The 25,338-nt window shown below is 71.5% G+C and carries 24 protein-coding genes and 1 pseudogene; 5 read left to right on the top strand and 20 right to left on the bottom strand.

Going from position 1 to position 25,338, the window contains the following annotated elements; translation table 11 throughout:
- Positions 1–63 precede the first annotated feature (63 nt).
- On the bottom strand, positions 64–1,113 hold the full coding sequence (locus tag BM028_RS15200) for an aminotransferase class V-fold PLP-dependent enzyme (protein WP_092387573.1): 1,050 nt from the start codon (positions 1,111–1,113) through the stop codon (positions 64–66).
- 70 nt (positions 1,114–1,183) lie between these two features.
- Here BM028_RS15200 and BM028_RS15205 point away from each other — a divergent pair, with 70 nt between their 5' ends.
- A complete protein-coding gene (locus BM028_RS15205) occupies positions 1,184–2,110 on the top strand; it encodes a LysR family transcriptional regulator (RefSeq protein WP_092387575.1) in 927 nt (308 codons plus the stop codon).
- 74 nt (positions 2,111–2,184) lie between these two features.
- On the opposite strand, the gene BM028_RS15210 is transcribed toward BM028_RS15205, so the two are convergent.
- From BM028_RS15210 to hrcA, 15 genes and pseudogenes are all read right to left on the bottom strand, one after another.
- Positions 2,185–2,982, bottom strand: coding sequence for an isoprenyl transferase (locus BM028_RS15210; RefSeq protein WP_070418701.1), 798 nt, complete (start codon positions 2,980–2,982; stop codon positions 2,185–2,187).
- Between the two features lie 188 nt (positions 2,983–3,170).
- Positions 3,171–3,893, bottom strand: a pseudogene (recO, locus tag BM028_RS15215) (DNA repair protein RecO); the annotation flags it as partial.
- A gap of 297 nt (positions 3,894–4,190) precedes the next feature.
- Positions 4,191–5,960: a 2-isopropylmalate synthase gene (gene leuA / locus BM028_RS15220; protein ID WP_092387577.1), complete on the bottom strand. Its 1,770-nt coding sequence runs from the start codon at positions 5,958–5,960 to the stop codon at positions 4,191–4,193.
- Positions 5,961–6,328: 368 nt separating this feature from the next.
- On the bottom strand, positions 6,329–7,729 hold the full coding sequence (locus tag BM028_RS15225) for an ABC transporter permease (protein ID WP_092387579.1): 1,401 nt from the start codon (positions 7,727–7,729) through the stop codon (positions 6,329–6,331).
- Positions 7,726–8,478: an ABC transporter ATP-binding protein gene (locus BM028_RS15230; protein WP_092387581.1), complete on the bottom strand. Its 753-nt coding sequence runs from the start codon at positions 8,476–8,478 to the stop codon at positions 7,726–7,728. Before BM028_RS15230 ends, BM028_RS15225 begins: the two co-directional genes overlap by 4 nt.
- Positions 8,479–8,621: 143 nt before the next feature.
- Positions 8,622–9,296: a response regulator gene (locus BM028_RS15235; protein WP_092387583.1), complete on the bottom strand. Its 675-nt coding sequence runs from the start codon at positions 9,294–9,296 to the stop codon at positions 8,622–8,624.
- Positions 9,293–10,540, bottom strand: coding sequence for a sensor histidine kinase (locus BM028_RS15240; protein ID WP_139201858.1), 1,248 nt, complete (start codon positions 10,538–10,540; stop codon positions 9,293–9,295). Before BM028_RS15240 ends, BM028_RS15235 begins: the two co-directional genes overlap by 4 nt.
- Before the next feature lie 68 nt (positions 10,541–10,608).
- Positions 10,609–11,547: a GTPase Era gene (gene era / locus BM028_RS15245; RefSeq protein ID WP_070418695.1), complete on the bottom strand. Its 939-nt coding sequence runs from the start codon at positions 11,545–11,547 to the stop codon at positions 10,609–10,611.
- Positions 11,544–12,866, bottom strand: a complete 1,323-nt coding sequence (locus tag BM028_RS15250; RefSeq protein ID WP_092387585.1) for a hemolysin family protein — start codon at positions 12,864–12,866, stop codon at positions 11,544–11,546. The genes era and BM028_RS15250 overlap by 4 nt, the downstream gene beginning before the upstream one ends.
- A 4-nt stretch (positions 12,867–12,870) precedes the next feature.
- Positions 12,871–13,332: an rRNA maturation RNase YbeY gene (gene ybeY / locus BM028_RS15255; protein ID WP_070418693.1), complete on the bottom strand. Its 462-nt coding sequence runs from the start codon at positions 13,330–13,332 to the stop codon at positions 12,871–12,873.
- A complete protein-coding gene (locus BM028_RS15260) occupies positions 13,329–14,468 on the bottom strand; it encodes a PhoH family protein (protein WP_070418692.1) in 1,140 nt (379 codons plus the stop codon). The genes ybeY and BM028_RS15260 overlap by 4 nt, the downstream gene beginning before the upstream one ends.
- On the bottom strand, positions 14,458–14,811 hold the full coding sequence (locus BM028_RS15265) for a histidine triad nucleotide-binding protein (protein ID WP_070418691.1): 354 nt from the start codon (positions 14,809–14,811) through the stop codon (positions 14,458–14,460). Before BM028_RS15265 ends, BM028_RS15260 begins: the two co-directional genes overlap by 11 nt.
- A 50-nt stretch (positions 14,812–14,861) precedes the next feature.
- Positions 14,862–15,611 carry a 16S rRNA (uracil(1498)-N(3))-methyltransferase gene (locus BM028_RS15270; protein ID WP_071301883.1) on the bottom strand — a complete coding sequence of 250 codons (750 nt, stop codon included), beginning with the start codon at positions 15,609–15,611 and terminating at the stop codon, positions 14,862–14,864.
- Positions 15,611–16,723, bottom strand: coding sequence for a molecular chaperone DnaJ (gene dnaJ, locus BM028_RS15275; RefSeq protein ID WP_092387589.1), 1,113 nt, complete (start codon positions 16,721–16,723; stop codon positions 15,611–15,613). Before dnaJ ends, BM028_RS15270 begins: the two co-directional genes overlap by 1 nt.
- A gap of 133 nt (positions 16,724–16,856) precedes the next feature.
- A complete protein-coding gene (gene hrcA / locus BM028_RS15280; RefSeq protein ID WP_071301979.1) occupies positions 16,857–17,873 on the bottom strand; it encodes a heat-inducible transcriptional repressor HrcA in 1,017 nt (338 codons plus the stop codon).
- Between the two features lie 108 nt (positions 17,874–17,981).
- Between hrcA and BM028_RS15285 the strand changes: the two genes are divergently transcribed.
- Positions 17,982–18,371, top strand: a complete 390-nt coding sequence (locus BM028_RS15285) for a DUF4870 domain-containing protein (RefSeq protein WP_070418687.1) — start codon at positions 17,982–17,984, stop codon at positions 18,369–18,371.
- A 1-nt stretch (position 18,372) separates the two neighbouring features.
- On the opposite strand, the gene hemW is transcribed toward BM028_RS15285, so the two are convergent.
- On the bottom strand, positions 18,373–19,590 hold the full coding sequence (hemW, locus tag BM028_RS15290) for a radical SAM family heme chaperone HemW (RefSeq protein WP_092387591.1): 1,218 nt from the start codon (positions 19,588–19,590) through the stop codon (positions 18,373–18,375).
- Positions 19,591–19,618: 28 nt separating this feature from the next.
- Between hemW and BM028_RS15295 the strand changes: the two genes are divergently transcribed.
- Positions 19,619–20,329 carry an HAD family hydrolase gene (locus BM028_RS15295; protein ID WP_175496096.1) on the top strand — a complete coding sequence of 237 codons (711 nt, stop codon included), beginning with the start codon at positions 19,619–19,621 and terminating at the stop codon, positions 20,327–20,329.
- Positions 20,330–20,339: 10 nt separating this feature from the next.
- On the opposite strand, the gene BM028_RS15300 is transcribed toward BM028_RS15295, so the two are convergent.
- On the bottom strand, positions 20,340–20,987 hold the full coding sequence (locus BM028_RS15300; protein WP_070418685.1) for a DUF1990 family protein: 648 nt from the start codon (positions 20,985–20,987) through the stop codon (positions 20,340–20,342).
- A gap of 132 nt (positions 20,988–21,119) precedes the next feature.
- Here BM028_RS15300 and BM028_RS15305 point away from each other — a divergent pair, with 132 nt between their 5' ends.
- On the top strand, positions 21,120–21,608 hold the full coding sequence (locus BM028_RS15305) for a hypothetical protein (RefSeq protein WP_071294817.1): 489 nt from the start codon (positions 21,120–21,122) through the stop codon (positions 21,606–21,608).
- 9 nt (positions 21,609–21,617) lie between these two features.
- On the opposite strand, the gene lepA is transcribed toward BM028_RS15305, so the two are convergent.
- Entirely contained in the window at positions 21,618–23,465 is a 1,848-nt protein-coding gene (gene lepA, locus BM028_RS15310; protein WP_071294816.1) for a translation elongation factor 4, read from the bottom strand.
- Positions 23,466–23,535: 70 nt separating this feature from the next.
- Entirely contained in the window at positions 23,536–24,720 is a 1,185-nt protein-coding gene (locus tag BM028_RS15315) for a pyridoxal phosphate-dependent aminotransferase (protein WP_092387844.1), read from the bottom strand.
- Between the two features lie 191 nt (positions 24,721–24,911).
- Here BM028_RS15315 and rpsT point away from each other — a divergent pair, with 191 nt between their 5' ends.
- Entirely contained in the window at positions 24,912–25,172 is a 261-nt protein-coding gene (rpsT, locus tag BM028_RS15320; RefSeq protein ID WP_070418682.1) for a 30S ribosomal protein S20, read from the top strand.
- Positions 25,173–25,338: the final 166 nt, after the last annotated feature.

Below are 25,338 nucleotides of genomic sequence, written 5' to 3' on the forward strand. Positions count from 1 at the left end.
GCAAGCGTACCGGCCCCACGGGCCTCGGCGGACGGGAGGCGCGGTCCCTGTGGAGAACGCGCCTCACCCCTCCGGTCTGAAGCCGTCCACCGCGCCCAGCGCGTCCGCCACGCGCGTCACGTCGTCCTCGTCGTTCCAGAGGTGGAACGCCAGCCGGAGCCGACCGGCCCGCCCGCTCGCGCTGATCCCGGCTGCCGCGAGGGCCCGGAGGGCCGCGCCGTCCGCGTCCGCGAACGTCGTGATCGCCTGACCGCTCCGAGGTGACCCGAGCGTGTCGGCGAGCCGGTCCGTGAGACGCGTGGCGTGCCTCCAGGACGACGTCGCATCGAGCGCGGCGACGTGCCGGAGCGCAGCCACCGCGCCCGGCCATGCCTGCCATGCCGGCGAGACGTCGAACCGACGCGCGTCGTCGGCGAGCCGCATCGCGGGTCCGTAGCAGGACCCCCACACGTCGGCGCCCGCGTACCACCCGGCCTGCACGGGGCGGAGCCGTTCGAGCGCGGCGTCCGAGAACGTCGAGAAGGCGACGCCGCGCGGCGCGCACAGCCACTTGTAGGCGTGCGTGACGGTCACGTCGAACCGGGCCGCGTCCACCGGGAGCACGCCGGCGGCCTGCGTGAGGTCGCACAGCGTGAGCGCGCCGACGGTCCGAGCCGCCTCGAGCACCGGCCCCGGATCGGTGACGACGCCGCTCGACGACTGCACCGCGGACCAGGCGACGAGGGACGTCCCGGGCCGCACCGCGTCGGCGAGGGAGGCGAGCGGGACGCTCCGGACCCGGACGCCCCGGTGCGCCTGGGCGAGGAACGGGAACACGAGCGAACTGAAGTCGCCGTCGGGGACGACCACCTCGGCGCCGTCCGGCAGCGCAGCGGCGACGACCGCGACCATGGCGGAGGTCTGCGACCCCGTGGCGACCCGGGCCCGGTCGACGCCGACGATCCGCGCGAAGAGCGAGCGACCCTCCTCGACGAGCGCGCCGTACGCGACCGGCGTGGACGCGGCGTGCTCCCACTCGTCGAGGTCGGCGCGCATGGCGGCGAGCGTGCCGCGCGTGGGGAGTCCGGCGGTGCAGGCCGCGAGGTAGCCGGAGCCGTCGACGAAGGAGTCCATGCCTCCACGGTGGCGCGGGGTCGTCCATCACACCAGGGCAGGCTTCTTCGATCCCCCATAACATGACGTTGTGGACGACCTCGATCCCCAACTCCTCCGCGTGCTGCGCGCCGTCCGTGACGCCGGCTCGATCAGCCGCGCGGCCGCCGCCCTCGGGTACAGCCAGCCCGCGGTGAGCCAGCTGCTCGCCCGCGCCGAACGCCGGACGGGCCACGAGCTCGTGCTCCGCGGAGCGCGCGGCGTCACGCTCACCGAGTCGGGACGGGTCCTCGCCGACCACGCCCTCGCCGTGCAGGCAGCCCTCGCGGCAGCGCAGGAGGACCTCGACGCCGTCGGCGGCCTCGCCCGCGGACGGGTGCGGATCGCCGGGTTCCCGAGCGCGTCGTCGACCCTCGTGCCGCCGGTGCTCGCCGCGGTCTCGGCCACGAGCCCGGGCGTGGTGACCTCGTACGTCGAGGCCGAACCGCCGGAGGCCGTCGAGCTCCTCCGCCGCGGCGAGGTCGACGTGGCGCTGACGTTCTCGCACGCGTTGCAGGGCGACGACGTCGGCGCCGACCCGACGCTCACGACCCGGGTGCTCGGTCGCGACCCGCTCGCCCTCGTGACGCCTGCCCCCGCGCTGAGCGGGTCCGCGCACGGTGCCGACGCGGTCGCGGACCTCGCCGCCTTCCGCGAGGCGCGCTGGATCGGCGGGTGCCCGCGCTGCCGAGGGCACCTGCTCGCGTCGTGCGCCGCCTCCGGCTTCACCCCGGACATCGTCCTCGAGACGGACAACGCCGCGGCGGTCGTCGGGTTGGTCGCGGCGGGCCTCGGTGTGGCCCTGCTCCCCCGCCTCGCGCTCACGACCACCGTGGTGCCGCCCGGCGTCTCGGTCACGCCGGCGAGCGACGAGCTCGCGCGGCGCGTCGAGGTGGTGGTGGCACGGGGCGCGGACCGGGTGCCGAGCGTCCGCGCCGCGCTCGACGCGGTCCGCGGCGCGGCGCACCTGCTCGGCTGAGCCGAGGCGTGCGCTCGGTCGAGCCGGGAACCGTCGGACGGGAGGCGCGGGTCGGCGCCGCCCCGCGCCTCCTGTCAGGCCGTCGGTGCGTCCACCGCCCCGCCGAACCGTCGATCGCGGCGCGCGTACTGCTCGATCGCTCCCCACAGGTCGGTGCGACGGAAGTCCGGCCACAGCCGGTCGAGGAACACCATCTCGGCGTACGCCGACTGCCACAGCATGAAGTTGGACGTCCGCTGCTCCCCCGAGCTCCGCAGGAAGAGGTCGACGTCCGGCAGCTCCGGCACGTACAGCCGCTTCGCGAGGGCCTTCTCGGTGACCTGGCTCGGCTTGAGGCGCCCGGCAGCGACGTCCTCGGCCATGCCCCGGACCGCGTCGACGATCTCGTTCCGACCGCCGTAGTTGACGCACATCGTCAGGGTGCAGACGTCGTTGTCGGCGGTCATGCGCTCGGCGGTCTGCAGCTCGTCGATCACGCTGCGCCAGAGCCGCGGGCGTCGGCCGGCCCACCGGATCCGGACCCCCCACGCGTTCAGTTGGTCACGGCGGCGGTGCAGGACCTCGCGGTTGAAGCCCATCAGGAAGCGGACCTCGTCAGGTGAGCGCTTCCAGTTCTCGGTCGAGAACGCGTACGCCGAGACGTGCTTGACGCCGATCTGCACGGCGCCGGCGACCACGTCGAGGAGCGATGCCTCACCCGCGCGGTGCCCCTCGACCCGGGTGAGGCCGCGCTGGTTCGCCCAGCGGCCGTTGCCGTCCATCACGATTGCGACGTGCTCGGGGACGAACTGCAGCGGGATCGCCGGAGGGTGCTCACCCGTCCAGTCGACGGGCTTCAGCGGCTCGGACTCGGCGTACCGGCGAGGGCTCATGCAGGGGTTCCTCCGTGGTCGGACGGCTGGTCGGGCGCGTTGCCGGGCGGGTTGCCGGGCGTGTTGTCAGGCACATTGCCGGTCGCGTTGCCGGACGGGTCCGGCGGCTCCGGCAGCGTGGGTGCCGGGGTCGCGGCGACCGCGGCGGGCACACCACCCGGTGTCGGATGGACCGGGGACGGGTGCTCGGTGCGGTCGACGTGCGGCAGCGACCGGAGCGATCGTTCCAGGTGCCACTGGGCGTACGCCGCCACCACGCCGGACGCCCGGGAGCGCGTGCGCTCGTCCGACGCGTCCACCGTGCCCCAGTCGCCGGCGAGCAGGGAGCCCAGGAGCTGCAGGGTGTCCGGGTCGAGCCGCGGTGTCCCCGGGGGAGCCGCGTGGTCCGCCACCACGCCGCCGAGCTGCACGACGAACGCCGAGTGCGGCCCGGGCTCGCCGGTGACCGCGCAGTCGCGGAACGACGGCGCCCACCCTGCGATGCTCATCGCGCGCAACAGGTACGAGTCGAGCGTCGCACTCGTCACGTGCTCGCCGCGCGCCAGCGACCGGAGCGCCCCGACGAGGAGCAGGTACTGCTGCAGTCCGGCGTCCGCCTCGCTCAGGCGGTCGGCGGTCTCGACCATCGCGCTGGCGGCGGTGTAGGCCCCGTAGTCGGCGACGATCTGCGCGCCGTACGAACCGAGCGACTCGGCCTGCGTCACGATGTCGAGCGAGCGGCCCTCGTAGAACTGGGCGTCGACGACCATGAACGGCTCGAGCCGGGACCCGAACTTCGAGGCGGTCCGCCGGACGCCCTTCGCCACCGCCCGGATCTTGCCGTGCTGGCGGCTCAGCATCGTGACGATGCGGTCGGCTTCACCGAGCTTGTGGGTGCGCAACACGACGCACTCGTCCCGGTACAGCGGCATTGGTCCAGTATCCCCCGCGCCACCGACGCTGCGCGCCGCGCTGCTCGCGGCGCGCGAGCGTTCGCGGCGTGCGATCGGGCGGCCGTCGAGCGGGCGGGCGTCGAGCGTGCGGGCGTCGAGCGGGCGCGACACGCCGCTCACGTCCGCCGAGCGGGCGGAAGGCGCCGCTCGCCACCGACGAGCGGGACAGAAACCTCCCGCTCGCGGCACGCACGCACGCACGTACGCACCAGCGCGACCACGCACAGGAGGCGCGGTGCGGGTCGGACCCGCACCGCGCCTCCTGGACGGAACGCGTTACGCCGAGACCAGCTCCGACGCGCCGGACGCAGCCCCCGCGCGCACCGCGCGGTTGACCGCCGAGACGATCGCCTTGAGCGACGCGGTGGCGATGTCGGCGTCGATCCCGACGCCCCACAGCCGGACGCCGTCGACGTCGAGCTCGACGTAGGACGCGGCCTGCGCGTCACCCGAGGCGCTCATCGTGTGCTCCGAGTAGTCGTAGAGCGTCACGTCGACGCCCTGCTCCCGCATCACCGTGAGGAACGCGTCGATCGGGCCCGTCCCGACGGCGTCGGACGTGATCGAGCCGTCGTCGACGCGCAGGGCGACCGAGAGCTTCGTCGTGCCGTCGAAGTCGCTCGACGTCGCCGTCTTCGTGATCTCGTAGCGGCCCCACTTGTCGGACTCGTCGGCCGCGGGCAGGTACTCGTCGCGGAAGAGGTCCCAGATGCGCTCGGACGAGAACTCGCCGCCCTCGGCGTCGGTGCGCTGCTGCACGACCCCGGAGAACTCGATCTGCAGCTTGCGGGGCAGGTCGATCGAGTGGTCCGTCTTGAGCAGGTAGGCGACGCCGCCCTTGCCGGACTGGGAGTTGACGCGGATCACGGCCTCGTACGAGCGGCCGATGTCCTTCGGGTCGACGGGCAGGTACGGCACCGCCCACTCGATCTCGTCGATGTCCTTGCCGGCGGCCGCGGCCTTGGCCTTCATGGCCTCGAAGCCCTTGTTGATGGCGTCCTGGTGCGAGCCGCTGAACGCCGTGTAGACGAGGTCGCCCGCCCACGGCTGACGCTCCGGCACCGGCAGCTGGTTGCAGTACTCGACCGTGCGCTTGATCTGGTCGATGTCCGAGAAGTCGATCTCGGGGTCGATCCCCTGCGTGAACAGGTTCATGCCGAGTGCGACCAGGTCGACGTTGCCGGTGCGCTCACCGTTGCCGAACAGGCAGCCCTCGATGCGGTCGGCGCCGGCCATGTACCCGAGCTCCGCGGCCGCGACGGCGGTGCCACGGTCGTTGTGGGGGTGCAGGGAGAGGATGACGTCCTCGCGGTGGGCCAGGTTGCGGGACATCCACTCGATCGAGTCGGCGTAGACGTTCGGCGTCGCCATCTCGACGGTCGCCGGCAGGTTGATGATCACCTTGCGGTCGGGCGTCGGCTCGAAGACCTCGAGCACGGCGTTGCAGATCTGGACCGCGACCTCGAGCTCGGTGCCGGTGTACGACTCGGGCGAGTACTCGTAGAACACCTTCGTGTCGTGCTGCAGGGTCGCCTCGGCCGCACGGCACAGCTTCGCGCCGGACACCGCGATGTCGACGACGCCCTGCACGTCGGTGCGGAACACGACCTCGCGCTGGACGATCGACGTCGAGTTGTACAGGTGGACGATGGCCTGCTTCGCGCCGTCGATCGCCTCGTACGTGCGGTTGATGAGGTGCTCGCGCGCCTGGGTCAGCACCTGGATCGTGACGTCGTCGGGGATGGCGCCCTCGTCGATGAGCGAGCGGACGAAGTCGAAGTCGGTCTGCGAGGCGCTCGGGAACCCGACCTCGATCTCCTTGTAGCCCATGCGGACGAGCAGGTCGAACATGGCGCGCTTGCGCTCGGAGTCCATCGGGTCGATCAGGGCCTGGTTGCCGTCGCGCAGGTCGACCGCGCACCACCGCGGTGCCTTGTCGATGCGCTTCGTCGGCCAGGTGCGGTCCGGGAGGTCGACACGGATCTGCTCGTGGAACGGGACGTACTTGTGGATCGGCATCCCGGAGGGGCGCTGGGTGTTCTGCATCGTTTCGTCGCTTTCGTCGTCAGGTGTGGGTCAGGCCACGACGGACTCCGCGACGAGGTGGGCCGTTGTGTCAGGCCTCGTCGCGGCAGCGAAGGAGGAGGAGCGCCGAGTACATCGGGTCCACGGTAGCACCGGCAGCGGCCCGTGTGACAGACCGAGCCGCCGCGGGGCGCCGAGGTCGCGGGGCGTCGAGGTCGCGCGACGTGCGGCGGCCGGGGTGCCGAGGTCGCACGACATGCCGCGGCCTGGCCGTCGAGGTCGCACGAACCGTCGCCCGCAGGCACCGCGAGCGACACTTCGTGCGACCTCGGCCGACCCGAGCGACGGAACGTGCGACCCGAGCGACCCGAACGACCGCGAGCGACGGGTCAGTCGACCGCCAGCGCCTCCGTCGGCGGCACCCGCATCGCACGCCGCACCGGCGCGATCGTCGCGACCACCGCGAGGACCAACGCTCCTACGACCACGATCCCCACGGTCAACGGCGGTAGCACCGGCGTCGTCGCGAAGCCGAGCGAACCGAGCAACGTCTGCCCACCGACCCACCCGTAGAAGGTGCCGAGCACGAGCCCGGTGACGACGGCTGCGACGACCATCTGGACGGCCTCGGTGACGATCATCCGTCGGACCTGCGCCCCGGTCAGCCCGAGCACCCGCAGCAGCCCGAGCTCCCGCCGGCGCTGCAGCACCCCGAGCGCGAGCGCGTTCACGACACCCACCGCGGCGATCACGGCGGAGAACCCGACGATGACGCTCACGACGGCGTTCAGCTGGACGAAGAAGTCACGCTGCCCCTCGAGCATCTCCTTCGTCATCTGCCCCTGGTCCATGGCCTGCAGCTGGGCACCGAGCACGTGTTGCATGATGCCGAGCGCCACGGCGAACGTGACGAGCAGGGTGACGCCGATGACGAGCCCGATGGTCGCCCGTGCGGACCGGCCGGGTGCGCGCATGGCGTTGCGGCCGGCGAGCAGGACGACGGGGTCACGGGCCCCGATGCGTCCGATGAGCTGCAGCACGGGCGGCATCACGATCGTCGCACCGACGGCAACCCCGGCGAAGGAGACGAAGCCCCCGAGCGCTGCCGGCAGGACCGCGATGGGCGAGAGCGCGCTGGCGAGCAGCCCGACGAGCAGGAGCAGGCCGCCCGCAGCCATGAGCACGATCGCCCAGACCTTCCGAGCGGTCCCGGAGCGGACGTCGTCGTGACTCGGTTCGACACTCGACGAGAGTGCCTCGAGCGGGGTCACGGTGAGCACCCGCCGCGAACCGGCCGCGAACGCACCCCAGGTCGCGAGGACGACCGCCACGACCGGGAGCACGAGCTCCCACGGCACGATCGTGTACGCGGTGTCCGGCAGGAACCCGTTGCCCCGCAGCACGACGACGAAGAGCGCACTGAGCCCTGTGCCGACGACCGCCCCGATCAGACCGCCGAGGACCCCGACGACGAGGCCGGTCCGGGTGATCCGTGCGCGCAACGAGGCGCCGGTCGCCCCGACGAGCCGCTGCAGCGCGATGATGCGGGTCTGCCCGGCGATGAGCGTGGCGCAGGTGTTCGCCGTGACGATCGCACCGACGTAGAGGGCGATGCCGAGGAAGAGCCACCCGACGACCGAGAGGATCGCCTTCACCGGGCCGAGCTCGGAGAGACCGGAGGCCGCCAGGGCCTCGGTGACGATCCCCGGCGCGATGACCAGTGCCGACCCGAAGGTGGTGCCGAGCGCCGCGACGAGGACGGTCGGGGCGAACGCGCGGACGCCGTTCACGCTGCGGTCTCCATCCCGAGCATCGTGGTCGAGATCGCCGCGGCATCCATCGCCGGACGATCCCCCACCACACGACCATCCGCCAGGAACAGGATCCGATCAGCATTCGCCGCAGCCACCGGATCATGCGTCACCATCACCACGCTCTGCCCCCACTCCGACACCGCACCCCGCAAGATCTGCAACACATCACGACCCGTCCGCGAATCCAACGCCCCCGTCGGCTCGTCCGCGACCACCACCGCCGGCCGCGACGCCAACGCCCGCGCGATCGCCACCCGCTGCTGCTGCCCACCCGACAACTGGTGCGGACGATGCGACAACCGATCCCCCAACCCCAGCATCTCCACCAACCGGTCGATCCACGCCGACTCCTCACGAGTCACCTTGTGCCCACCCAACAGGAACGGCAACCGGATGTTCTCCCCCACATCCAACGTCGGCACCAGGTTGAACGACTGGAACACGAACCCCAACCGACGACGCCGCAACTCCGTCAACTCCCTGTCACCCAACCCCGTGACGTCCACCCCGTCGATCCAGATCCGACCCGACGACACCTGGTCGAGCCCCGCCGCGACGTGCATCAACGTCGACTTCCCCGAACCCGACGGCCCCATCACCGCCGTGAACTCCCCCGCACCGATGTCGACGCTCACATCGTCCAACGCCCTCACCCGCCGCACGGCATCGCCGTAGTGCTTCGAAACGCGGTCGAGACGGATGATCGGTCTGCTGCTCGTGGTCATGACTCCACGATGACGGCCAGGAGGCACGCCCCGCGTCGGCCCAGCGGCTCCTGTGGATCGTCCGCTCGGCTCCACTGCCTGGGGAGAAGTCATCCTGGCGGATGACGGACCGTCAGCGCGCAGCGCGCAGCGCGCAGCCGCGGTCAGTCGGCCTTCGCGACCAGACCGTGCTCGTGCGCGAACACCACGAGCCGCACCCGGTCCCGCAGCTCGAGCTTGGTCAGGACGCGCGAGATGTGCGTCTTCACCGTCGCCTCGCTCACGTACTCGTGCTGCGCGATCTCGCTGTTGCTGAAGCCCCGCGCCGCCAGGTCGAAGATCTCCCGTTCGCGCGGCGTCAGGTCGGCGAACGCGGCCGGCACCGAGGCCGACTGCTCGCTCGTGTCCTCGTAACGGCGGAGGAGCTCACGGGTCGCCGACGCCGCGAACACCGCGGTCCCGGCGTGCACCGTGCGGATCGCTGCGAGCAGGAACTCCGGGTCGGCGTCCTTCAGCACGAAGCCGCTGGCACCGGCTCGGATCGCCTTCGCCGCTGCCTCGTCGAAGTCGAACGTGGTGAGCACGAGCACCTTGGCGCCGTCGGTCCCGCTGTCCTCGACGATGCGGGCGGTGGCGGTGATGCCGTCCATCACCGGCATGCGGACGTCCATGAGCACGACGTCGGGACGCCCGCGCCGCACGAGCTCCACGCCCTCGGCACCGTCGCCGGCCTCGCCGACGAACTGCAGGTCGGCCTGCGAGTCGATGAGCATCCGGATGCCGGTGCGGAACAGGGCCTGGTCGTCGACGAGCGCGACGCGGATCGGGGTGTCGTTCATCGGCCGGTGCGCTCCTGGAGGGTCGAGGGTGTGGTCGGGACGAGCCCGCGCGGCATCTGGCCGCTCGCGGGGACGGACGGCATCCGGACCGCGACCGCGAAGTCGTCGCCCCGCGGTCCCGCGGTCATCGTCCCCCCGGTCATGGTGGCACGTTCGCGCATGCCGACCAGCCCGTGTCCGGTGCCGGGCCCGCGCGTGCCGTCGTCGGCGCGCCGGTTGACGACCGTGATCTCGACGGTGTCCGGGCGGTACGTGAGGCTCGCGCGCACCGGGGTGTTCGGCTCGCCGTGCTTCCACGCGTTCGTCAGGCTCTCCTGGACGATCCGGTAGACGGCGAGCTGGGTCGTGGTCGGCAGCCCCGACGAATCGCCCTCGCGCTCGACCCGCACGTCGAGGCCGACGCCACGCATCTCGCCGATCAGCCGGTCGATGTCGTCGATCTCCGGGGTCGGTGCGGTGCCCTGCTCGTGCCGCAGCGCACCGAGCAGTTCGCGCACGTCGCCGAGCGCACGGCGGGCGGTGCTCGAGATCGTCCCGAGCGCCTCGTCGGCGATCGCCGGGTCCGCCTTCAGCGCGTACCGGGCACCGTCCGCCTGGGCGATCACGACCGCCAGCGAGTGCGCGACGATGTCGTGCATGTCCCGGGCGATCCGGACGCGTTCCTGCTCCACGGCGACGGCACGATCAGCCCGTGCGGCGTCGCGCTCGGCGAGGAGCTGGGCCTCTCGGCTCATGCTCGCGGACCGCCGGGTGCGGAGCACGAGACCGGCGAGCCACGGCAGGAGGAGCAGCAGCAGCACGATCGCGAAGTACGCGATCGCGACCTTGAGCGACTCCTGCTCGGGCGTAGTCGCCGTCACGATGCCCTGCCGCTGCCGGTAGTCGTCGAGACCGAGGTAGACGGCCGCCGTCACGGGGCCGACGATCGACGACACCAGGCCCGCCAGGCGCACGCGTCGGCTGCCGTAGCGGCTCGTCGAGTAGACCACCCCGGCGATGAACGCGTTCGACAGGTCGGGCATCTGCAGGGTGACCATCTCGAGGACGGCGAACACCCACGCCACACCGAGCGCGAGGCCCGGCGACAGGCGCCGGAGCGCCAGCGCGGCCGTCATGCCGAGGACCGTCAGCAGCGCGAACGGCGAGTCCAGTCCCCGTGCGGTCACGACGAGCACGAGCGCGCCGAGCAGGACCGCGATCACGACGTCGGTGATCACCTGCGCGCGCAGCATGGGACGGAACACCACACCACGGTACGTCCAGGAGGCGCGGTGCGCGTCCGCCTCCAGGTTGACGTCAGCAGACGGTCGGGTCAGAAGCCCAGTCGCCCGAGCTGCTTCGGGTCGCGCTGCCACTCCTTCGCGACCTTCACCCGGATGTTGAGGTACACGTGGCGGCCGCCGAGCAGCGCCTCGATCTCGGTGCGGGCCCGCGACCCGACGTCCTTGAGGCGCTCACCCTTGCGACCGATGACGATCGCCTTCTGGCTGTCCCGCTCGACGAAGAGGTTCGCGAAGATGCGCAGCGGGCCGTCCGGTTCGTCGTCCTCGTCCGGCTCGACGACGTCCTCGATCACGACGGCGAGCGAGTGCGGCAGCTCGTCGCGCACGCCCTCGAGCGCGGCTTCGCGGATGAGTTCGCCGATCCGCTCCTCGTCGGTCTCCTCGGTCACCGCGGCGTCGTCGTAGAGCTGGGGCGACTCAGGCAGGAGCGACGTGATCACGCCGAGCAGGTCCTCGAGCTGCAGTCCCCTCGTGCCCGAGGTCGGCACGATGGCGTCCCACTCGCGCAGCTTCGACACCGCGAGCAGTTGCTCCCCGACCTTGTCCTTGGCGGCCCGGTCGATCTTCGTGACGATGGCGACCTTCTTCGCACGCGGGTACTGGTCCAGCGTGTCGTTGATGAACCGGTCGCCGGGGCCGATCGGCTCGTTCGCCGGGACGCAGAGCCCGATGACGTCGACGTCCCCGAGGGTGGACTGCACGAGGTCGTTCAGCCGCTCGCCGAGCAGGGTGCGCGGTCGGTGCACGCCGGGGGTGTCGACGATGATGACCTGGCCGTTCGGTCGGTGCACGATCCCGCGGATGGCGCGGCGGGTGGTCTGCGGCTTCGACGAGGTGATCGCGACCTTCTGGCCGACGAGCGCGTTCGTCAGCGTGGACTTCCCGACGTTCGGGCGCCCCACGAACGAGACGAACCCGGCACGGTACGGCTCGGTCGGTCCGGCGGTGGCTGGCGTGGTGTCGGTCATGCGTGCGTGGTTCCCGTCGTGGTGGATGCTGCGTCGTCGAAGGCGTCCTCGACGTCCGCGAGTCCGGGCGTGCGCTCGGCGAGCACGGTGATGAGGTGGCGGCGCTTGCCCTCGACCCGGTCGGCCGTGAGCACGACGCCGGACACGGTGACGCTGTCGCCGCTGATCGCCAGGTGGCCGAGCTCCTTGGTGAGCAGCCCGCCGGCGGTGTCGACGTCGTCGTCCTCGAGCTCGATGCCGAACAGGTCGCCGAGGTCGTCGATGGGCAGTCGGGCAGAGATCCGCCAGACGCCCGGCTCGACCTCGACCCGGTCGACCACGGCGCGGTCGTACTCGTCCGAGATGTCGCCGACGAGCTCCTCGATGAGGTCTTCCATCGTGACGAGCCCGGCGACGCCGCCGTACTCGTCGACGACGAGCACGAGGTGGTTCTTCGCGACCTGCATGTGGCGCAGGGTGTCGTCGGCGGCCTTCGACTCCGGCACGAACTCCGCCGGGCGGAGGAGCGTCGTGACCCGCTTCGTACCGGACCCCGGTCGCTCGTACAGGGCCCGGGCCACGTCGCGCAGGTAGAGGACCCCGAGCACGTCGTCGCTGCCCTTGCCGGTGACGGGCATGCGGGAGACGCCCGCGGCGAGGAACTGCTCCATGCCGCTCGCGAGGGTGTCCGAACCGTCGACGGTGAGCATGTCGGTGCGCGGCACCATCACCTCGCGCACGAGGGTGTCGCTGAACTCGAAGACCGAGTGGATGAGCTCGCGGTCGTCCTGCTCGAGGACGTTGCTCTCGGTGGCCTCGTCGACGAGCGACAGCAGCTGCTCCTCGCTCGACACCGTCGAGGCACTGCCCCCGCGCCCGGGCGTGACGCGGTCGCCGATCGCCACGAGCAGGCCGGCGAGCGGACCGAGCACGATGCGCACGGCCCGGACCAGCCTGCCCGTGGTCGCGATGAGCCGTTCGGCGTGCGCGCGACCGACGCTGCGCGGGCTGGACCCGACCAGCACGAACGACACCGCGGTCATGATCGCGGCGGCCACGATGAGCGCGACCCACCACGTGTCGAAGACCATCACGAGCGCGATCGTGACGAGCACGGCGGCGGCGGTCTCGGCGAGCACCCGGAAGAAGTTGAGCGCGTTGACGTGCGCCCCGACGTCGTCGCCGACCGCCTCGATGGCGCGGCGGTGCTTGCTCTCCCGCGCGATCTCGTCGAGGTCGGCGCGGGACAGGACGGAGAGCGCGGCGTCGGACGCGGCGAGCAGGCCACCGACGACGACCAGCACGAACGCCACCGCCAGCAGGCCGACGACGAGCAGCATCAGCTCACCGCCCGCGGCGCTGGGCGGCGAAGGCTGTGAGGATCTCGCCCTGCAGCCCGAACATCTCCGCCTTCTCGTCCGGCTCGGCGTGGTCGAACCCGAGCAGGTGCAGGATGCCGTGGCAGGTCAGCAGGAGCATCTCGTCGGTGCTCGAGTGCCCGGCGGTCTTCGCCTGTTCCTCGGCAACCTGCGGGCAGAGCACGATGTCGCCGAGCAGCCCGGCGGGCGTCGGGTCGTCCTCGGTGCCCGGACGGAGTTCGTCCATCGGGAAGCTCAGGACGTCGGTCGGCCCGGGTTCGTCCATCCACCGGACGTGCAGCTGCTCCATCGCGCCCTCGTCGACGAGCACGATCGCGAGCTCCGCATCGGCGTGGACGTGGAGCGCGTCGAGCGCGAAGGCGGCGAGGCGCTGGATGGCTGCCTCGTCGACCTCGACGCCGGACTCGTTGTTGAGCTCGATGCTCACCGGTTCCCTCCTCGGGAGTCGTTCTGGGGGTACGGGGAGCGCTGGCGGTCCTGCGGCGGACGCCCCCGTCGCTCGGCGCGGTTCGCACCGGCGGGGTTCGGCGTGGCGGCGCTGCCCCGGCCGCCCGGGCGGTACCCGGACTGCTCGGCGAGGCGTTCCTCGTCGTAGACGGTGTAGGCGTCCACGATCCGTCCGACGAGCGTGTGGCGGACGACGTCCTCGCTGCCGAGGCGGGCGAAGTGGATGTCGTCGACCTCGCCGAGGATGCGCGTGACGAGCCGGAGCCCGGACAGGTTGCCCGGCAGGTCGACCTGGGTGATGTCACCCGTGACGACCATCTTCGAGCCGAACCCGAGCCGCGTCAGGAACATCTTCATCTGCTCGGGCGTCGTGTTCTGCGCCTCGTCGAGGACAACGAACGAGTCGTTCAGCGTGCGTCCGCGCATGTACGCGAGCGGGGCCACCTCGACCGTGCCGGCGGCCAGGAGCTTCGGGACCAGCTCGGGGTCCATCATCTCGTTGAGCGCGTCGTAGAGCGGGCGCAGGTACGGGTCGATCTTGTCGGTGAGGGTGCCCGGGAGGAAGCCGAGCCGCTCGCCGGCCTCGACCGCGGGGCGCGTCAGGATGATCCGGGTGACCTCGCGCCGCTGGAGCGCCTGGACGGCCTTCGCCATCGCCAGGTACGTCTTGCCGGTACCGGCGGGGCCGATGCCGAACGTGATCGTGTGCTCGTCGATGGCGTCGACGTAGGCCCGCTGCCCGTCGGTCTTCGGCCGCACGGACTTGCCGCGGCTCGACACGATCGGCGTGCCGAAGGTGTCGGACGGCTTGCGGTCCTCGTCGAGGAGCTTCGCGGAGACGGGGATGTCGGACGGCCCGATGTCCTGCCCGCGCTTCACCATGCCGACGAGCTCGTCGACGAGGGCGTGCGCGCGCGCGACGTCGCGTTCGGGCCCGGTCAGCGTGACCTCGTTGCCACGCACGAGCACGCGGACGCCCGGGTACTGGCGTTCGACGGTCTTGAGCAGTCGGTCCTGGGGGCCGAGCAGCTGCACCATGGCGATGCCGTCGACCTGGATCGAGGCCGACACGTCCGTCGGGTCGGCCGGGGTGGGTGCTGGTTCGTTAGCCGGCAAGGGTGCCTTCCTGCAGTTCACCTGCGAGTACGTGCGCGTGCACGTGGAACACGGTCTGACCGGCGGCTTCGCCGGTGTTGAAGACGAGTCGGTACTGGCCGCCGGCGCGCTCGTCGGCGATGCGCTGCGCGGTGGCGACCAGGTGGGCGAGGAGGTCCGGGTCACCGGCAGCGAGCTCGGTGACGTTCCGGTACTGCTCGGTCTTGGGGATGACGAGCACGTGGACGGGTGCCTTCGGCGCGATGTCCTCGATGGCGATCACGCGGTCGTCCTCGGCGACGACGGTCGCCGGGATCTCGCGCGCGATGATCCGGGAGAAGATGCTGGGCGTGCTGGTGCTCATGGCTCCATCGTAGAACGCGGTACCGACGCCACGCCTTCCCGATCCGGGCGCTACCAGCGACCGAGCCGCGTCTGGAGGACCGCGAGCGCGGCCGGACCGGCAGTGGACGTCCGGAGCACCGTGTCGCCGAGGCGGACCCGGACGGCGCCGGCGGCCACCAGCCGGTCGAACTCGGAACCGTCGATGCCGCCCTCGGGTCCGACGACGAGCACGATCTCGGCGACATCGCTCGGCGGTTCCCACTCGGAGAGCCGGACGTCGCCGACCGGGTCCAGCACGAGGACGGCGCGAGCACCGTCGGCCGCACCGGGAGCCGGAGCCGCGAGCTGCCCGGTCGTCACCGGCGCGTCGACGACGGGCACCCGGGAACGGATCGCCTGCTTCGACGCCTCGTGCGCGATCGCCGTCCAGCGTGCGCGGCCCTTCTCGACCTTCGCGCCGTCCCAGCGCGAGACGCTGCGTGCCGCCGACCACGGCACGATCCGGTCGACACCGATCTCGGTCGCCGCCTGCACCGCCATCTCGTCGCGGCCGCCCTTCGCGAGCGCCTGCACGAGCGTGAGCGTCGGTGTGGGGGCGTCGTCGACGGCGACCGTGGACACCGCCAACGAGAGTGTGTCCCGCCCGAGCGCGGTCACGGCCCCGGTCACGACGGTGCCACGGCCGTCGGACAGGCGCAGCGTCTCCCCCACCCGGACCCGGGCGACCGTGACGGCGTGGCGCCCCTCCGCCCCGTCGAGCGGGACGGTGTCGCCGACCGTGACGCCGTCGAGCGACCCGACGAGGTAGAGCGATGCCATCAGAAGTTGAAGAACCGGTCGCGGAGCTTGCCGAACATGCCCTGCTGGAAGCGGGCGAGCTGCGGCTTCGCGGCCTTGTGCGACTTCGCGAGCTGCTCGACGAGCTGCCGTTCCTTGTGCGAGAGCTTCGTCGGCGTCACGACCTGCACACCGACCCGGAGGTCGCCGCGACCGTTGCCCCGGAGCTTCGTGATGCCGCGGTCCTTGATCACGAGGACGTCGGCGCTCTGCACACCCGGACGGACCTCGAGCTCGACCGGGCCGTCGAGCCCGTCGATCGTCGTGGTCGTCCCGAGCACGGCGTCGGTCATCGCGACCTCGAGCGTGGCGAGCAGGTCGTCCCCGTCGCGGCTGAACACGTCGTGGTGACGCACCCGGATCTCGAGGTAGAGGTCACCGGAGGGGCCACCCGCCGGGCCGACCTCGCCCTGGCCGGGCATCTGCAGGCGGAGCCCGGAGTCGACGCCGGCGGGGACGTCGACCGGCACCGTGCGGCGGGCGCGGACGCGTCCCTGGCCCTGGCACGTCGGGCACGGGTTCGGGATGACGGTGCCGTACCCGCGGCAGGTGCCGCAGGGCGCGCTCGTCACGACGTTGCCGAGGAGCGAGCGGACCTGGCGCTGGATGTGGCCGGTGCCGCCGCAGATGTCGCACGTCTGCGGGCTCGTGCCCGGCGCGCAGCAGGAACCGCCGCACGTCTCGCACAGCACCGCGGTGTCGACCTCGACGTCCTTGTGGGTGCCGAAGACGACCTCGTCGAGGTCGACGTCGATGCGGAGCAGGGCGTCCTGTCCGCGCTCGGCACGGCTGCGCGGGCCGTTGCCACGACCGCCGCCGCCACCGCCACCGAAGAACGCGTCGAAGATGTCGCTGAACCCGCCGGCTCCGCCACCGAAGGGGCTGTCGGCCTGGGGCCCGGCGTCGTACCGGCGGCGCTGCTCGGGGTCGCTCAGCACGTCGTACGCGTGCGTGACGTCCTTGAAGCGCTCGGCCGCGTCGGGGCTCGGGTTCACGTCCGGGTGCAGTTCGCGCGCCAGACGGCGGTACGCCTTCTTGATGTCGGCATCGGAGGCGTCCTTCTGGACGCCGAGGACGTCGTAGTGGTCTGCCACGTATCCCTCAGTCGGTTCGGTTCGGTTCGGTCGGTCGGGTGCGGCGGTCGCCGCGGTTCTGGTGGTCGTCGGTGGGCCTGGAGGCGCGGGTCGCCCCGTCGGGACCGGCTCGCTCAGGCGCGTGGGCACCTGGTCAATGTTCACCCAGGAGTTTGGACAGGTACCGTGCGACGGCGCGCACGGCGGCCATGTTCGTGCCGTAGTCCATCCGGGTCGGCCCGAGCACGCCGAGCCGGGCGAGTTCGCCGCCGGCCAGGTACCCGCCGGCGACGATGCTCGTCGCGTCGAGCCCGTACTCGGCGTTCTCGACGCCGATGCGAGCCGCGACGCCGTCGTCGATCTGCATCTCACCGAACAGGCGGAGCAGGGTCACCTGTTCCTCGATCGCCTCGAGCACGGGGAAGAGCCCGCCCGAGAAGTCCTGCTCGCTCTTGGCGAGGTTCGCCGCACCGGCCATCACCAGGCGGTCCTGCCGGTTGGCGGCGACCTGCTCGATGAGGGTCGCGACGACGACCCCGGCGAGCGGTTGGGCGTCGGGGCGGATCTGCTGCGGCACCGCGCGGAGCGCCGTCGAGACGTCCTGCAGCAGCAGCCCGACGCTGGCGCCGTTCACCACCGTGCGGAGTTCGGTGAGCGAGCCCTCGTCGAGCGCCACGTCGGTCTCGACGACGCGCTGCTCGACCCGGGCGGTGTCGGTGATGAGCACGACCATCAGGCGGTTGTCGCCGAGGCGGACGAGCTCGATGTGCTGGACACGCGCGCGCACCATCGAGGGGTACTGCACGAGGGCGACCTGGTTCGTGAGTTGGCTGAGCAGCCGGACCGTGCGGCCGAGGACCTCGTCGAGGTCGTTCGGCGCCCCGAGGAACGTCTCGATCGCGTGCCGCTGGGCACTGGACAGCGGCCGCGCGCCGGCGAGGTGGTCGACGAAGACGCGGTACCCCTTGTCGGTGGGGACGCGACCGGACGAGGTGTGCGGTGCCGCGATGAGCTGCTCGTCCTCGAGCTGGGCCATGTCGTTCCGGATGGTGGCGGCGCTGACCCCGAAGGCGTGCCGCTCGACGATCGTCTTCGAACCGACCGGCTCGCGCGACGCGACGTAGTCCCGCACGATGGCCTTGAGGACCTCGAGGCTGCGTTCGCTGACCACCCGGACCCCTTCCACTCGATCTGGCACTCGGACGTGTCGACTGCTGATCCTACGCCCGACCACCGACGGACCGGGACTTCTCCACACGCCTGCCAGTACGCTTCCGCCATGACCTACGGACAGCAGCCCGGTGGCCCCCAGTTCCCGGGCGGGTACCAGCCGCCCCAGCCGATGTCGCCCGAGGACCAGCGCCTCTGGGCCACGCTCACGCACATCGGCGGGATCTTCTTCAACTTCGTCGCGCCGCTCGTGGCCTACCTCGTCCTGCGCGATCGCGGCGGCTTCATCCGCGAGCACACGCGCGTGGCGCTGAACTTCCACATCACGATGGCGATCGCCTACGTCGCCGCGGGCCTCTTGACCATCGTGCTGATCGGCGCGGTGCTCCTGCCGGTGATCGGGATCCTGACGATCATCTTCGGGATCATGGCCGCCGTCGCCGCCAACCGCGGGCAGTTCTACCGCTACCCGCTCTCGATCGAGTTCATCAAGCAGTAGCTCAGTCGAGCAGCTCGTGGACCACCGCGTCCGCGAGCAGGCGACCCCGCAGGGTCAACTCGATCCGTCCCCGCACCGCGGCCGACCCGTCCACGAGACCACGTGCGATGAGACCGGCGACGCGGCCCCGTGCCTCCTGGCCCAGCTCGCTCGTCGCCAGCTCACCGCGGACCCGGGCGGCGAGCAGCACGCGCTCGACGTACCGGGTCTCGTCGTCGAGGGTCTCGCGGCCGGCCGCGGGCGACTCGCCCTGCAGCACCCGGTTCGCGTACGCGGCCGGGTGCTTCACGTTCCACCAGCGGGTGCCGGCGACCGCGGAGTGCGCGCCCGGGCCGACGCCCCACCAGTCGTGGCCCTTCCAGTAGGACAGGTTGTGCCGGCTCGCGTGCTGGTCGCCGCGGGACCAGTTCGAGACCTCGTACCAGGAGTACCCGGCGTCGCCGAGGACCTGGTCGGCCAGCTCGTACATGTCCGCCGCGAGGTCGTCGTCCGGCGCCGGCAGTTCGCCGCGTGCGACCATCCGGCCCATCGCGGTGCCGTCCTCGACGATGAGCGAGTACGCCGAGACGTGGTCGGGCGCACACGCCAGGGCCGCGTCGAGCGAGGTGCGCCAGTCGTCGAGGGACTCGCCCGGCGTCGAGTAGATGAGGTCGAGCGAGACGTCGAGCCCCTGCTGCTTCGCGGCGTCCACGACGAGCGGCACGCGCTCGGGGTCGTGCGTCCGGTCGAGCGTCGCGAGCACGTGCGGCACCGCGGACTGCATGCCGTAGCTCACGCGAGTGAACCCACCGGCGCGCAGCGTCGCCAGTGACGACTCGTCGACGGAGTCCGGGTTCGCCTCGGTCGTCACCTCGGCCCCGGGCAGGATGCCCCAGGTGTCGTCGATCGCCCGCAGGATCATCACGAGGTCGGACGCCGGCAGCATCGTCGGCGTCCCCCCGCCGAAGAACACCGTCGACACCGGGCGCCGCGGGACGCCGGAGCGGTCGAGGACGTCCGCCGCGAAGCGGATCTCCTGCACGGCGTGCCCGGCGTAGTCGTCCCGCCGGACCCCGCGCAGCTCGGACGCCGTGTAGGTGTTGAAGTCGCAGTAGCCGCACCGCACGCGGCAGAACGGCACGTGCACGTACACGCCGAACGGGACGTCACCCGCGGACGCCGCGGGCGAGAGCAGCCCGTCCGCTGGTGCGGGATCGGCGATCGGAAGAGCACTCGGCATGGACTCCATTGTCCGTCATGATGGAGACATGGAGCACCACCCCGTCCCCACCACGGTGCTGTGGGACATCGACGGCACCCTCGTGATGAACGCCTCCTCGCCGGGCAACCTCTACCACCTCGCGCTCGAGCGGGCAGTGGGTCGCGACCTCGTCCTCCGCGTCGGGCACCAGCACGGCCGCACCGACGCCGGGCTCATCGCCGAGCACGTCCGGGCCCACGACCTGGACGACTCCCTCATCCCCACCGTGAGCCGCCACCTGCACGACCTGACCGAGGAACGGCACGTGTCCGGCGACCACCGGAGCCCGGCGCCGGGCGCGATCGCCCTCGTCCGACGGTTCGCCGAGCTCGGCTGGCGCAACGGACTGCTGACCGGCAACTCCCCCTACCGCGCCCGCGTGAAGCTGCAGGGCGCCGGGTTCGACGTGGACGCGTTCGACTGGGAGCACTCGTACTTCGGCGATGCCGAGGTCGAGCGCAGCGGGGTGACCGCGCGTGCTGCCGAGGCCCTCGCGGGCACCCGGGCCGTCATCGTCGGGGACACCCCGCGGGACGGCGAGGCAGCCGAGGCCGTCGGGATCCCGTTCCTCGCGGTGGCGACCGGGGTGTTCGACGTCGAAGCGCTCCGCGCCACGGGTGCCGTGACGATCGCCCGGAACTGCGTCGACGACGCGTCGCTGATCGAGGACGCCATCGCGGCGCTGCCGCCGCTCCGCCCGGTCGGCGAGGGCTCCTAGCCGAGCAGACCTAGTCGCCGCGGAGCGCTTCGAGGTACTTCTGCGCCATCACGCGCTGCTGGCGGCGGAGCAACGGGGCCACGAACTGCCACTTCCGGCTCGACGGCTGCGAGAACTGCCGGATCTGCAACCACACCGAGCCGTCCGGGGTCCGTTCGACGACGAAGGACTCTTCGCCCGAGAGCGGGTGCCCCTCGAGCGTGCCGTACGCGAAGCCCTTGCGGTCGGTCTCGTCGATGATCGAGACGACCCGGACCGGCGCCTGCACCGTCTGGCCGAACGCGTGCATCGTCAGCGTCGCGCTCGTCCCCGCCGTCACGAGCGGCGTGCCGTCCGGGGCGAACTTCTCCACCCGGGGCGTCCCGATCGAGGCCGGGGCGATCGGCACGCCGTCCTCGTCGAAGGTCACCGGGTTGTAGCGGACCTCGTCGTCGTCGGGCTGTTCCTCGACGTGCACGCGGATCCCGCTGCGCTCCTGGATCTGCCAGGTCAGGGCCTGGGTCACCGCGGTCTCGAAGCGCTGGTCGCCGTGGCCGATCCGGGAGCGCGACTCGGACGGGGCGAACCCCTCCGGCGGGTACGTCATGAGGTCCGGCGCCTGGGTCGCACCCACGGCTCCGTACGTCAGGGCGGTCCGGTAGCTCCCGCGGGTACTCATGCGGCCACTGTACTGGGGACTCGTCCCCCGGATCGAACCGAGTCGTCCTCGGGTGCGCAACCGGCGGTCCGCTTTCCGCGCGCCCCGAACTGGAGGCCCGACACCCGTCCGACTCGCCCCTATCGTGGGTGCGTGCCCCGCTCCCCCCTTGCTCGCGCGCGGTCCGTCGACCGCACGACGGCCGCGTTCGCCGTCCTGACGCTCGCGGCGTTCGGACTGGCGGCGACGGCACGGGCCGCGGTCGAGTGGGCGACGGCCGGCCTCGGTGCTCCCTCCCGGTACGTCACGACGCCGCCGGGGGACGTCGACGTGTTCGACACCGCGAACGCCATCGCCGCGTTCGGGGCGTGCAGCGCCGGAGCGGGAGTGCTCCTGTTCGGGGTGACGCTCGTGCTCGCGGTGCGCCGACACTCGGCACGCCGGCTGCCCTACGTGCTCGGGTTCTGCACGCTGGCGATGGTGGTCGGGTCGGTGGTGGCCGGGTTCGCCGCGGCGGCGCAGGCCGACTACGACACGGCTGCCGGACTCGTCATCCTGCGGACCGCACTCGCAGGACTGGCCGCGGCGAGCCTCCCGGCACTGGGCCTGGCAGCGTTGCGGGCTCGCGCCCGACGCGTCTGACGCGCTCCGCTACTTCTTCTTCTCTTCGACGTCGCCGGAGAGCGCCGCGATGAAGGCTTCCTGCGGGACCTCGACACGACCCACCATCTTCATGCGCTTCTTGCCCTCCTTCTGCTTCTCGAGGAGCTTGCGCTTGCGGGTGATGTCACCGCCGTAGCACTTCGCGAGGACGTCCTTGCGCATCGCCCGGATGCTCTCGCGGGCGATGATCCGGGCGCCGATGGCGGCCTGGATCGGGACCTCGAACTGCTGGCGCGGGATGAGCTTGCGCAGGCGCTCGGTCATCAGCGTGCCGTAGGCGTACGCCTTGTCGCGGTGCACGATCGCGCTGAACGCGTCGACCTGCTCGCCCTGGAGCAGGATGTCGACCTTCACGAGGTCGGCCGCCTGGTCCCCCGTGGGCTCGTAGTCGAGCGATGCGTAGCCCTGGGTCTTGCTCTTCAGCTGGTCGAAGAAGTCGAAGACGATCTCGCCGAGGGGCATCTCGTACCGGATCTCGACGCGGTCCTCGCCGAGGTACTCCATGCCGAGCAGCGACCCGCGGCGCGACTGGCACAGCTCCATGATCGCGCCCACGTAGTCCTTCGGCGCGAGGATGGCCGCACGGACCATCGGCTCGCGGACCTCGACGATGCGACCGCCGGGGAACTCGGACGGGTTCGTGACCTCGGTCACGGTGTTGTCCTCGTTCGTGACCTCGTAGATCACGCTCGGGGCCGTGGTGATGAGGTCGAGCCCGAACTCGCGGCTGAGGCGCTCGGTGATGATCTCGAGGTGGAGCAGGCCGAGGAAGCCGCAGCGGAAGCCGAAGCCGAGCGCCACCGACGTCTCCGGCTCGTACACGAGGGCGGCGTCGGACAGCTTGAGCTTGTCGAGCGCCTCGCGGAGGTCGGGGTAGTCCGAGCCGTCGATCGGGTACAGGCCCGAGAACACCATCGGCTTCGGGTCGGTGTACCCGGCCAGCGCCTCGGTCGCGGGCTTCTGCGCCGTCGTGACCGTGTCGCCGACCTTCGACTGGCGGACGTCCTTCACCCCGGTGATGAGGTACCCGACCTCGCCGACGGAGAGGCCCTTCGTCGGCTTCGGCTCGGGCGCGGACACGCCGATCTCGAGGATCTCGTGCGTCGACTTGGTCGACATCATCTGGACCTTCTCGCGCGGGTGGATCGTGCCGTCCACCATCCGCACGTAGGTCACGACGCCGCGGTAGCTGTCGTAGACCGAGTCGAAGATCATCGCGCGGGGCGGAGCGTCCACGTCGCCCACGGGGGCCGGCACGGAGCCGACGACCCGGTCGAGCAGTTCGGCCACGCCCACGCCGGTCTTGCCGGACACGCGCAGGACGTCGTCGGGCGAGCCGCCGATGAGCTGCGCGAGCTCGGCCGCGTACTTCTCCGGCTCGGCCGCCGGCAGGTCGATCTTGTTGAGGACCGGGATGATCTCGAGGTCGTTCTCGAGCGCCAGGTAGAGGTTGGCGAGCGTCTGGGCCTCGATGCCCTGCGCCGCGTCGACCAGGAGGATCGCTCCCTCGCACGCCGCGAGCGACCGGGACACCTCGTACGAGAAGTCCACGTGACCGGGCGTGTCGATCATGTTGAGGGCGTACGTCTGCCCGTCGAGCTCCCACGGCATGCGCACCGCCTGGGACTTGATCGTGATGCCGCGCTCGCGCTCGATGTCCATGCGGTCGAGGTACTGCGCACGCATGGCGCGGTCCTCGACGATGCCGGTGATCTGCAGCATGCGGTCGGCCAGCGTGGACTTGCCGTGGTCGATGTGCGCGATGATGCAGAAGTTGCGGATCGCGTCGGCCGGGGTCGAGGCGGGCTCGAGCGGCGCGGATGCTTGTGGGCTCACGGTTCCTCGGGGTGGGTCGGACGGTCGAACGATTGTCCCACGTCCGCGCGGCGGCGGCGCGCACGTCCCGTCAGACCACGGCGTGCTCCGGCGCCGGCAGCGCACCCAGTCCGCGGCGCAGGTCCGCGGGCGTCGCCGCGAGGCAGACGCGGATCCAGCCCTCGCCGGTCCGCCCGAACCCGCTCCCCGGCGCCACGGCGACCCGCTCCCGCTGGAGGAACCCGAGCGCCCACTCCGCGACGTCGCCCTGCGAGGCGTGGGACATGTCGATCCACAGGTAGAAGGCGCCCCGCGGGTCGAGGTAGTGGATGCCGGCGGCGTCGAGCACCTCCTTCGCGACGCCGAGGTTGGCGCGGTAGTGCTCGCGGGCGTCCTGCACGGCGGAGTGGTCCCCCACGATCGCCGCGAGGGCCGCCCACTGGTCGGGTTCGGCGACGCAGCTGATCATCGCCTCCTGGGTCGTCCGCATCGTCGGGCCGAGCCCCTTCGGCGTGACGAGGTACCCGACACGGACGCCCGTCATCGCGTAGGTCTTGCTCAGCGAGAAGGCGGTGAAGACGCGGTCGTCCTCGTCGAGGCTCGCCAGGCTGACGTGGCGCGTGCCGTAGGTGAAGTACTCGTAGACCTCGTCGCTGATCACCCAGAGGTCGTGCCGCTTCGCCAGGGCGAGCAGGTCGCGGAGGGTCTGCTCGCCGAACACCGAGCCGAGCGGGTTCGAGGGCGAGTTCACGACGAGGGCGCGGGTCCGCTCGGTGATGCTCGCCTCGAGGGCCTGCAGGTCCGGCTCGAACCCGTGCTGCGGCTCGAGCCGGTACGGCACCGGGGTGGCTCCGATGATGTGGGCGTTCATCGTGAAGGTCGTGTAGCCGGGGTCCGGCACGAGGACCTCATCGCCGGGGCTCAGCACGAGGGTCATCGCCTGGAAGAGCGCCTGCGTCGCGCCGATCGTCATCCAGATCTGCTCGACGTCGACCTCGATCCGGTTCTCTCGGCGGAGCTTGTCGCGGATGGCCTCCCGCAGCGGGGCGATGCCGCCGTTCGGGGTGTAGTCGGTGCGGTCCTCGCTCCAGGCGCGTCGGGCGGCCTCGCCGATGTGCGCTGCGACGGGCACGTCGGGTTCGCCGATGACGAGCATCGCGATGTCCGTCCCGGTCGCCTGGTCCGTCTGCTCGGCCTGCATGCGGGCGGCTTGCTCGAACACGCGGCGGATGCCGGAGGCGGGGACGGTCTCGATGCGGGGCGCGAGCGATGGCATGCTCGTCACGGTAGCGAACGGTTGTTGCGGCACGGTTTCGGCGTTTCGGTGCTTTGGTCCAGACGCTCCGGCCTGGTAATGTTGGTGGCTGGCTTCCGCGTTCCCCGCCCACGGGTGGAACGCGATGCGACCAAGGGCCCCTCTACCCAGCGGTCGCGACCACCCGTAGAGACGATCAAGGAGCAACACGCATGGCGAACATCAAGTCGCAGATGAAGCGCATCAAGACCAACCTCAAGGCCCAGGAGCGCAACAAGGCCTATCGTTCGGAGCTCAAGACGGTCATCCGTCACACGAACGAGGCCGTCGTCGCCGGCGACAAGGACAAGGCCGTCGCGGCCCTGACCCTCGCGTCGAAGAAGCTCGACAAGGCCGTGAGCAAGGGCGTCATCCACAAGAACCAGGCCGCGAACCGCAAGTCGGCCATCGCGAAGAAGGTCGCGTCGCTCTGACGCACTGACCCTTCTGGTCGAGCAGGCCCCGCACCGTTCGGTGCGGGGCCTGTTTGCGTGCGTGGGGCACGCGCGGCGGGCGGCGCGGGGCGCGGGGCGCGGGGCGGCGTGACACGCGCGGTTCGACATGCTGCGCGTCGATCGACACGCAGAACGTCGCAACTCG

The organism is Curtobacterium sp. YR515, assembly GCF_900113095.1.
Taxonomy (GTDB): domain Bacteria; phylum Actinomycetota; class Actinomycetes; order Actinomycetales; family Microbacteriaceae; genus Curtobacterium.

Coding starts and splice junctions, on each gene's coding strand:
- BM028_RS15200 (WP_092387573.1), bottom strand. CDS start 1,113: ATGGACTCCTTCGTCGACGGCTCCGGCTACCTCGCGGCCTGCACCGCC.
- BM028_RS15210 (WP_070418701.1), bottom strand. CDS start 2,982: ATGAGCCCTCGCCGGTACGCCGAGTCCGAGCCGCTGAAGCCCGTCGAC.
- leuA (WP_092387577.1), bottom strand. CDS start 5,960: ATGCAGAACACCCAGCGCCCCTCCGGGATGCCGATCCACAAGTACGTC.
- BM028_RS15230 (WP_092387581.1), bottom strand. CDS start 8,478: ATGACCACGAGCAGCAGACCGATCATCCGTCTCGACCGCGTTTCGAAG.
- BM028_RS15235 (WP_092387583.1), bottom strand. CDS start 9,296: ATGAACGACACCCCGATCCGCGTCGCGCTCGTCGACGACCAGGCCCTG.
- era (WP_070418695.1), bottom strand. CDS start 11,547: ATGACCGACACCACGCCAGCCACCGCCGGACCGACCGAGCCGTACCGT.
- BM028_RS15250 (WP_092387585.1), bottom strand. CDS start 12,866: ATGCTGCTCGTCGTCGGCCTGCTGGCGGTGGCGTTCGTGCTGGTCGTC.
- BM028_RS15265 (WP_070418691.1), bottom strand. CDS start 14,811: ATGAGCACCAGCACGCCCAGCATCTTCTCCCGGATCATCGCGCGCGAG.
- BM028_RS15270 (WP_071301883.1), bottom strand. CDS start 15,611: ATGGCATCGCTCTACCTCGTCGGGTCGCTCGACGGCGTCACGGTCGGC.
- BM028_RS15285 (WP_070418687.1), top strand. CDS start 17,982: ATGACCTACGGACAGCAGCCCGGTGGCCCCCAGTTCCCGGGCGGGTAC.
- hemW (WP_092387591.1), bottom strand. CDS start 19,590: ATGCCGAGTGCTCTTCCGATCGCCGATCCCGCACCAGCGGACGGGCTG.
- BM028_RS15295 (WP_175496096.1), top strand. CDS start 19,619: ATGGAGCACCACCCCGTCCCCACCACGGTGCTGTGGGACATCGACGGC.
- BM028_RS15300 (WP_070418685.1), bottom strand. CDS start 20,987: ATGAGTACCCGCGGGAGCTACCGGACCGCCCTGACGTACGGAGCCGTG.
- BM028_RS15315 (WP_092387844.1), bottom strand. CDS start 24,720: ATGCCATCGCTCGCGCCCCGCATCGAGACCGTCCCCGCCTCCGGCATC.
- rpsT (WP_070418682.1), top strand. CDS start 24,912: ATGGCGAACATCAAGTCGCAGATGAAGCGCATCAAGACCAACCTCAAG.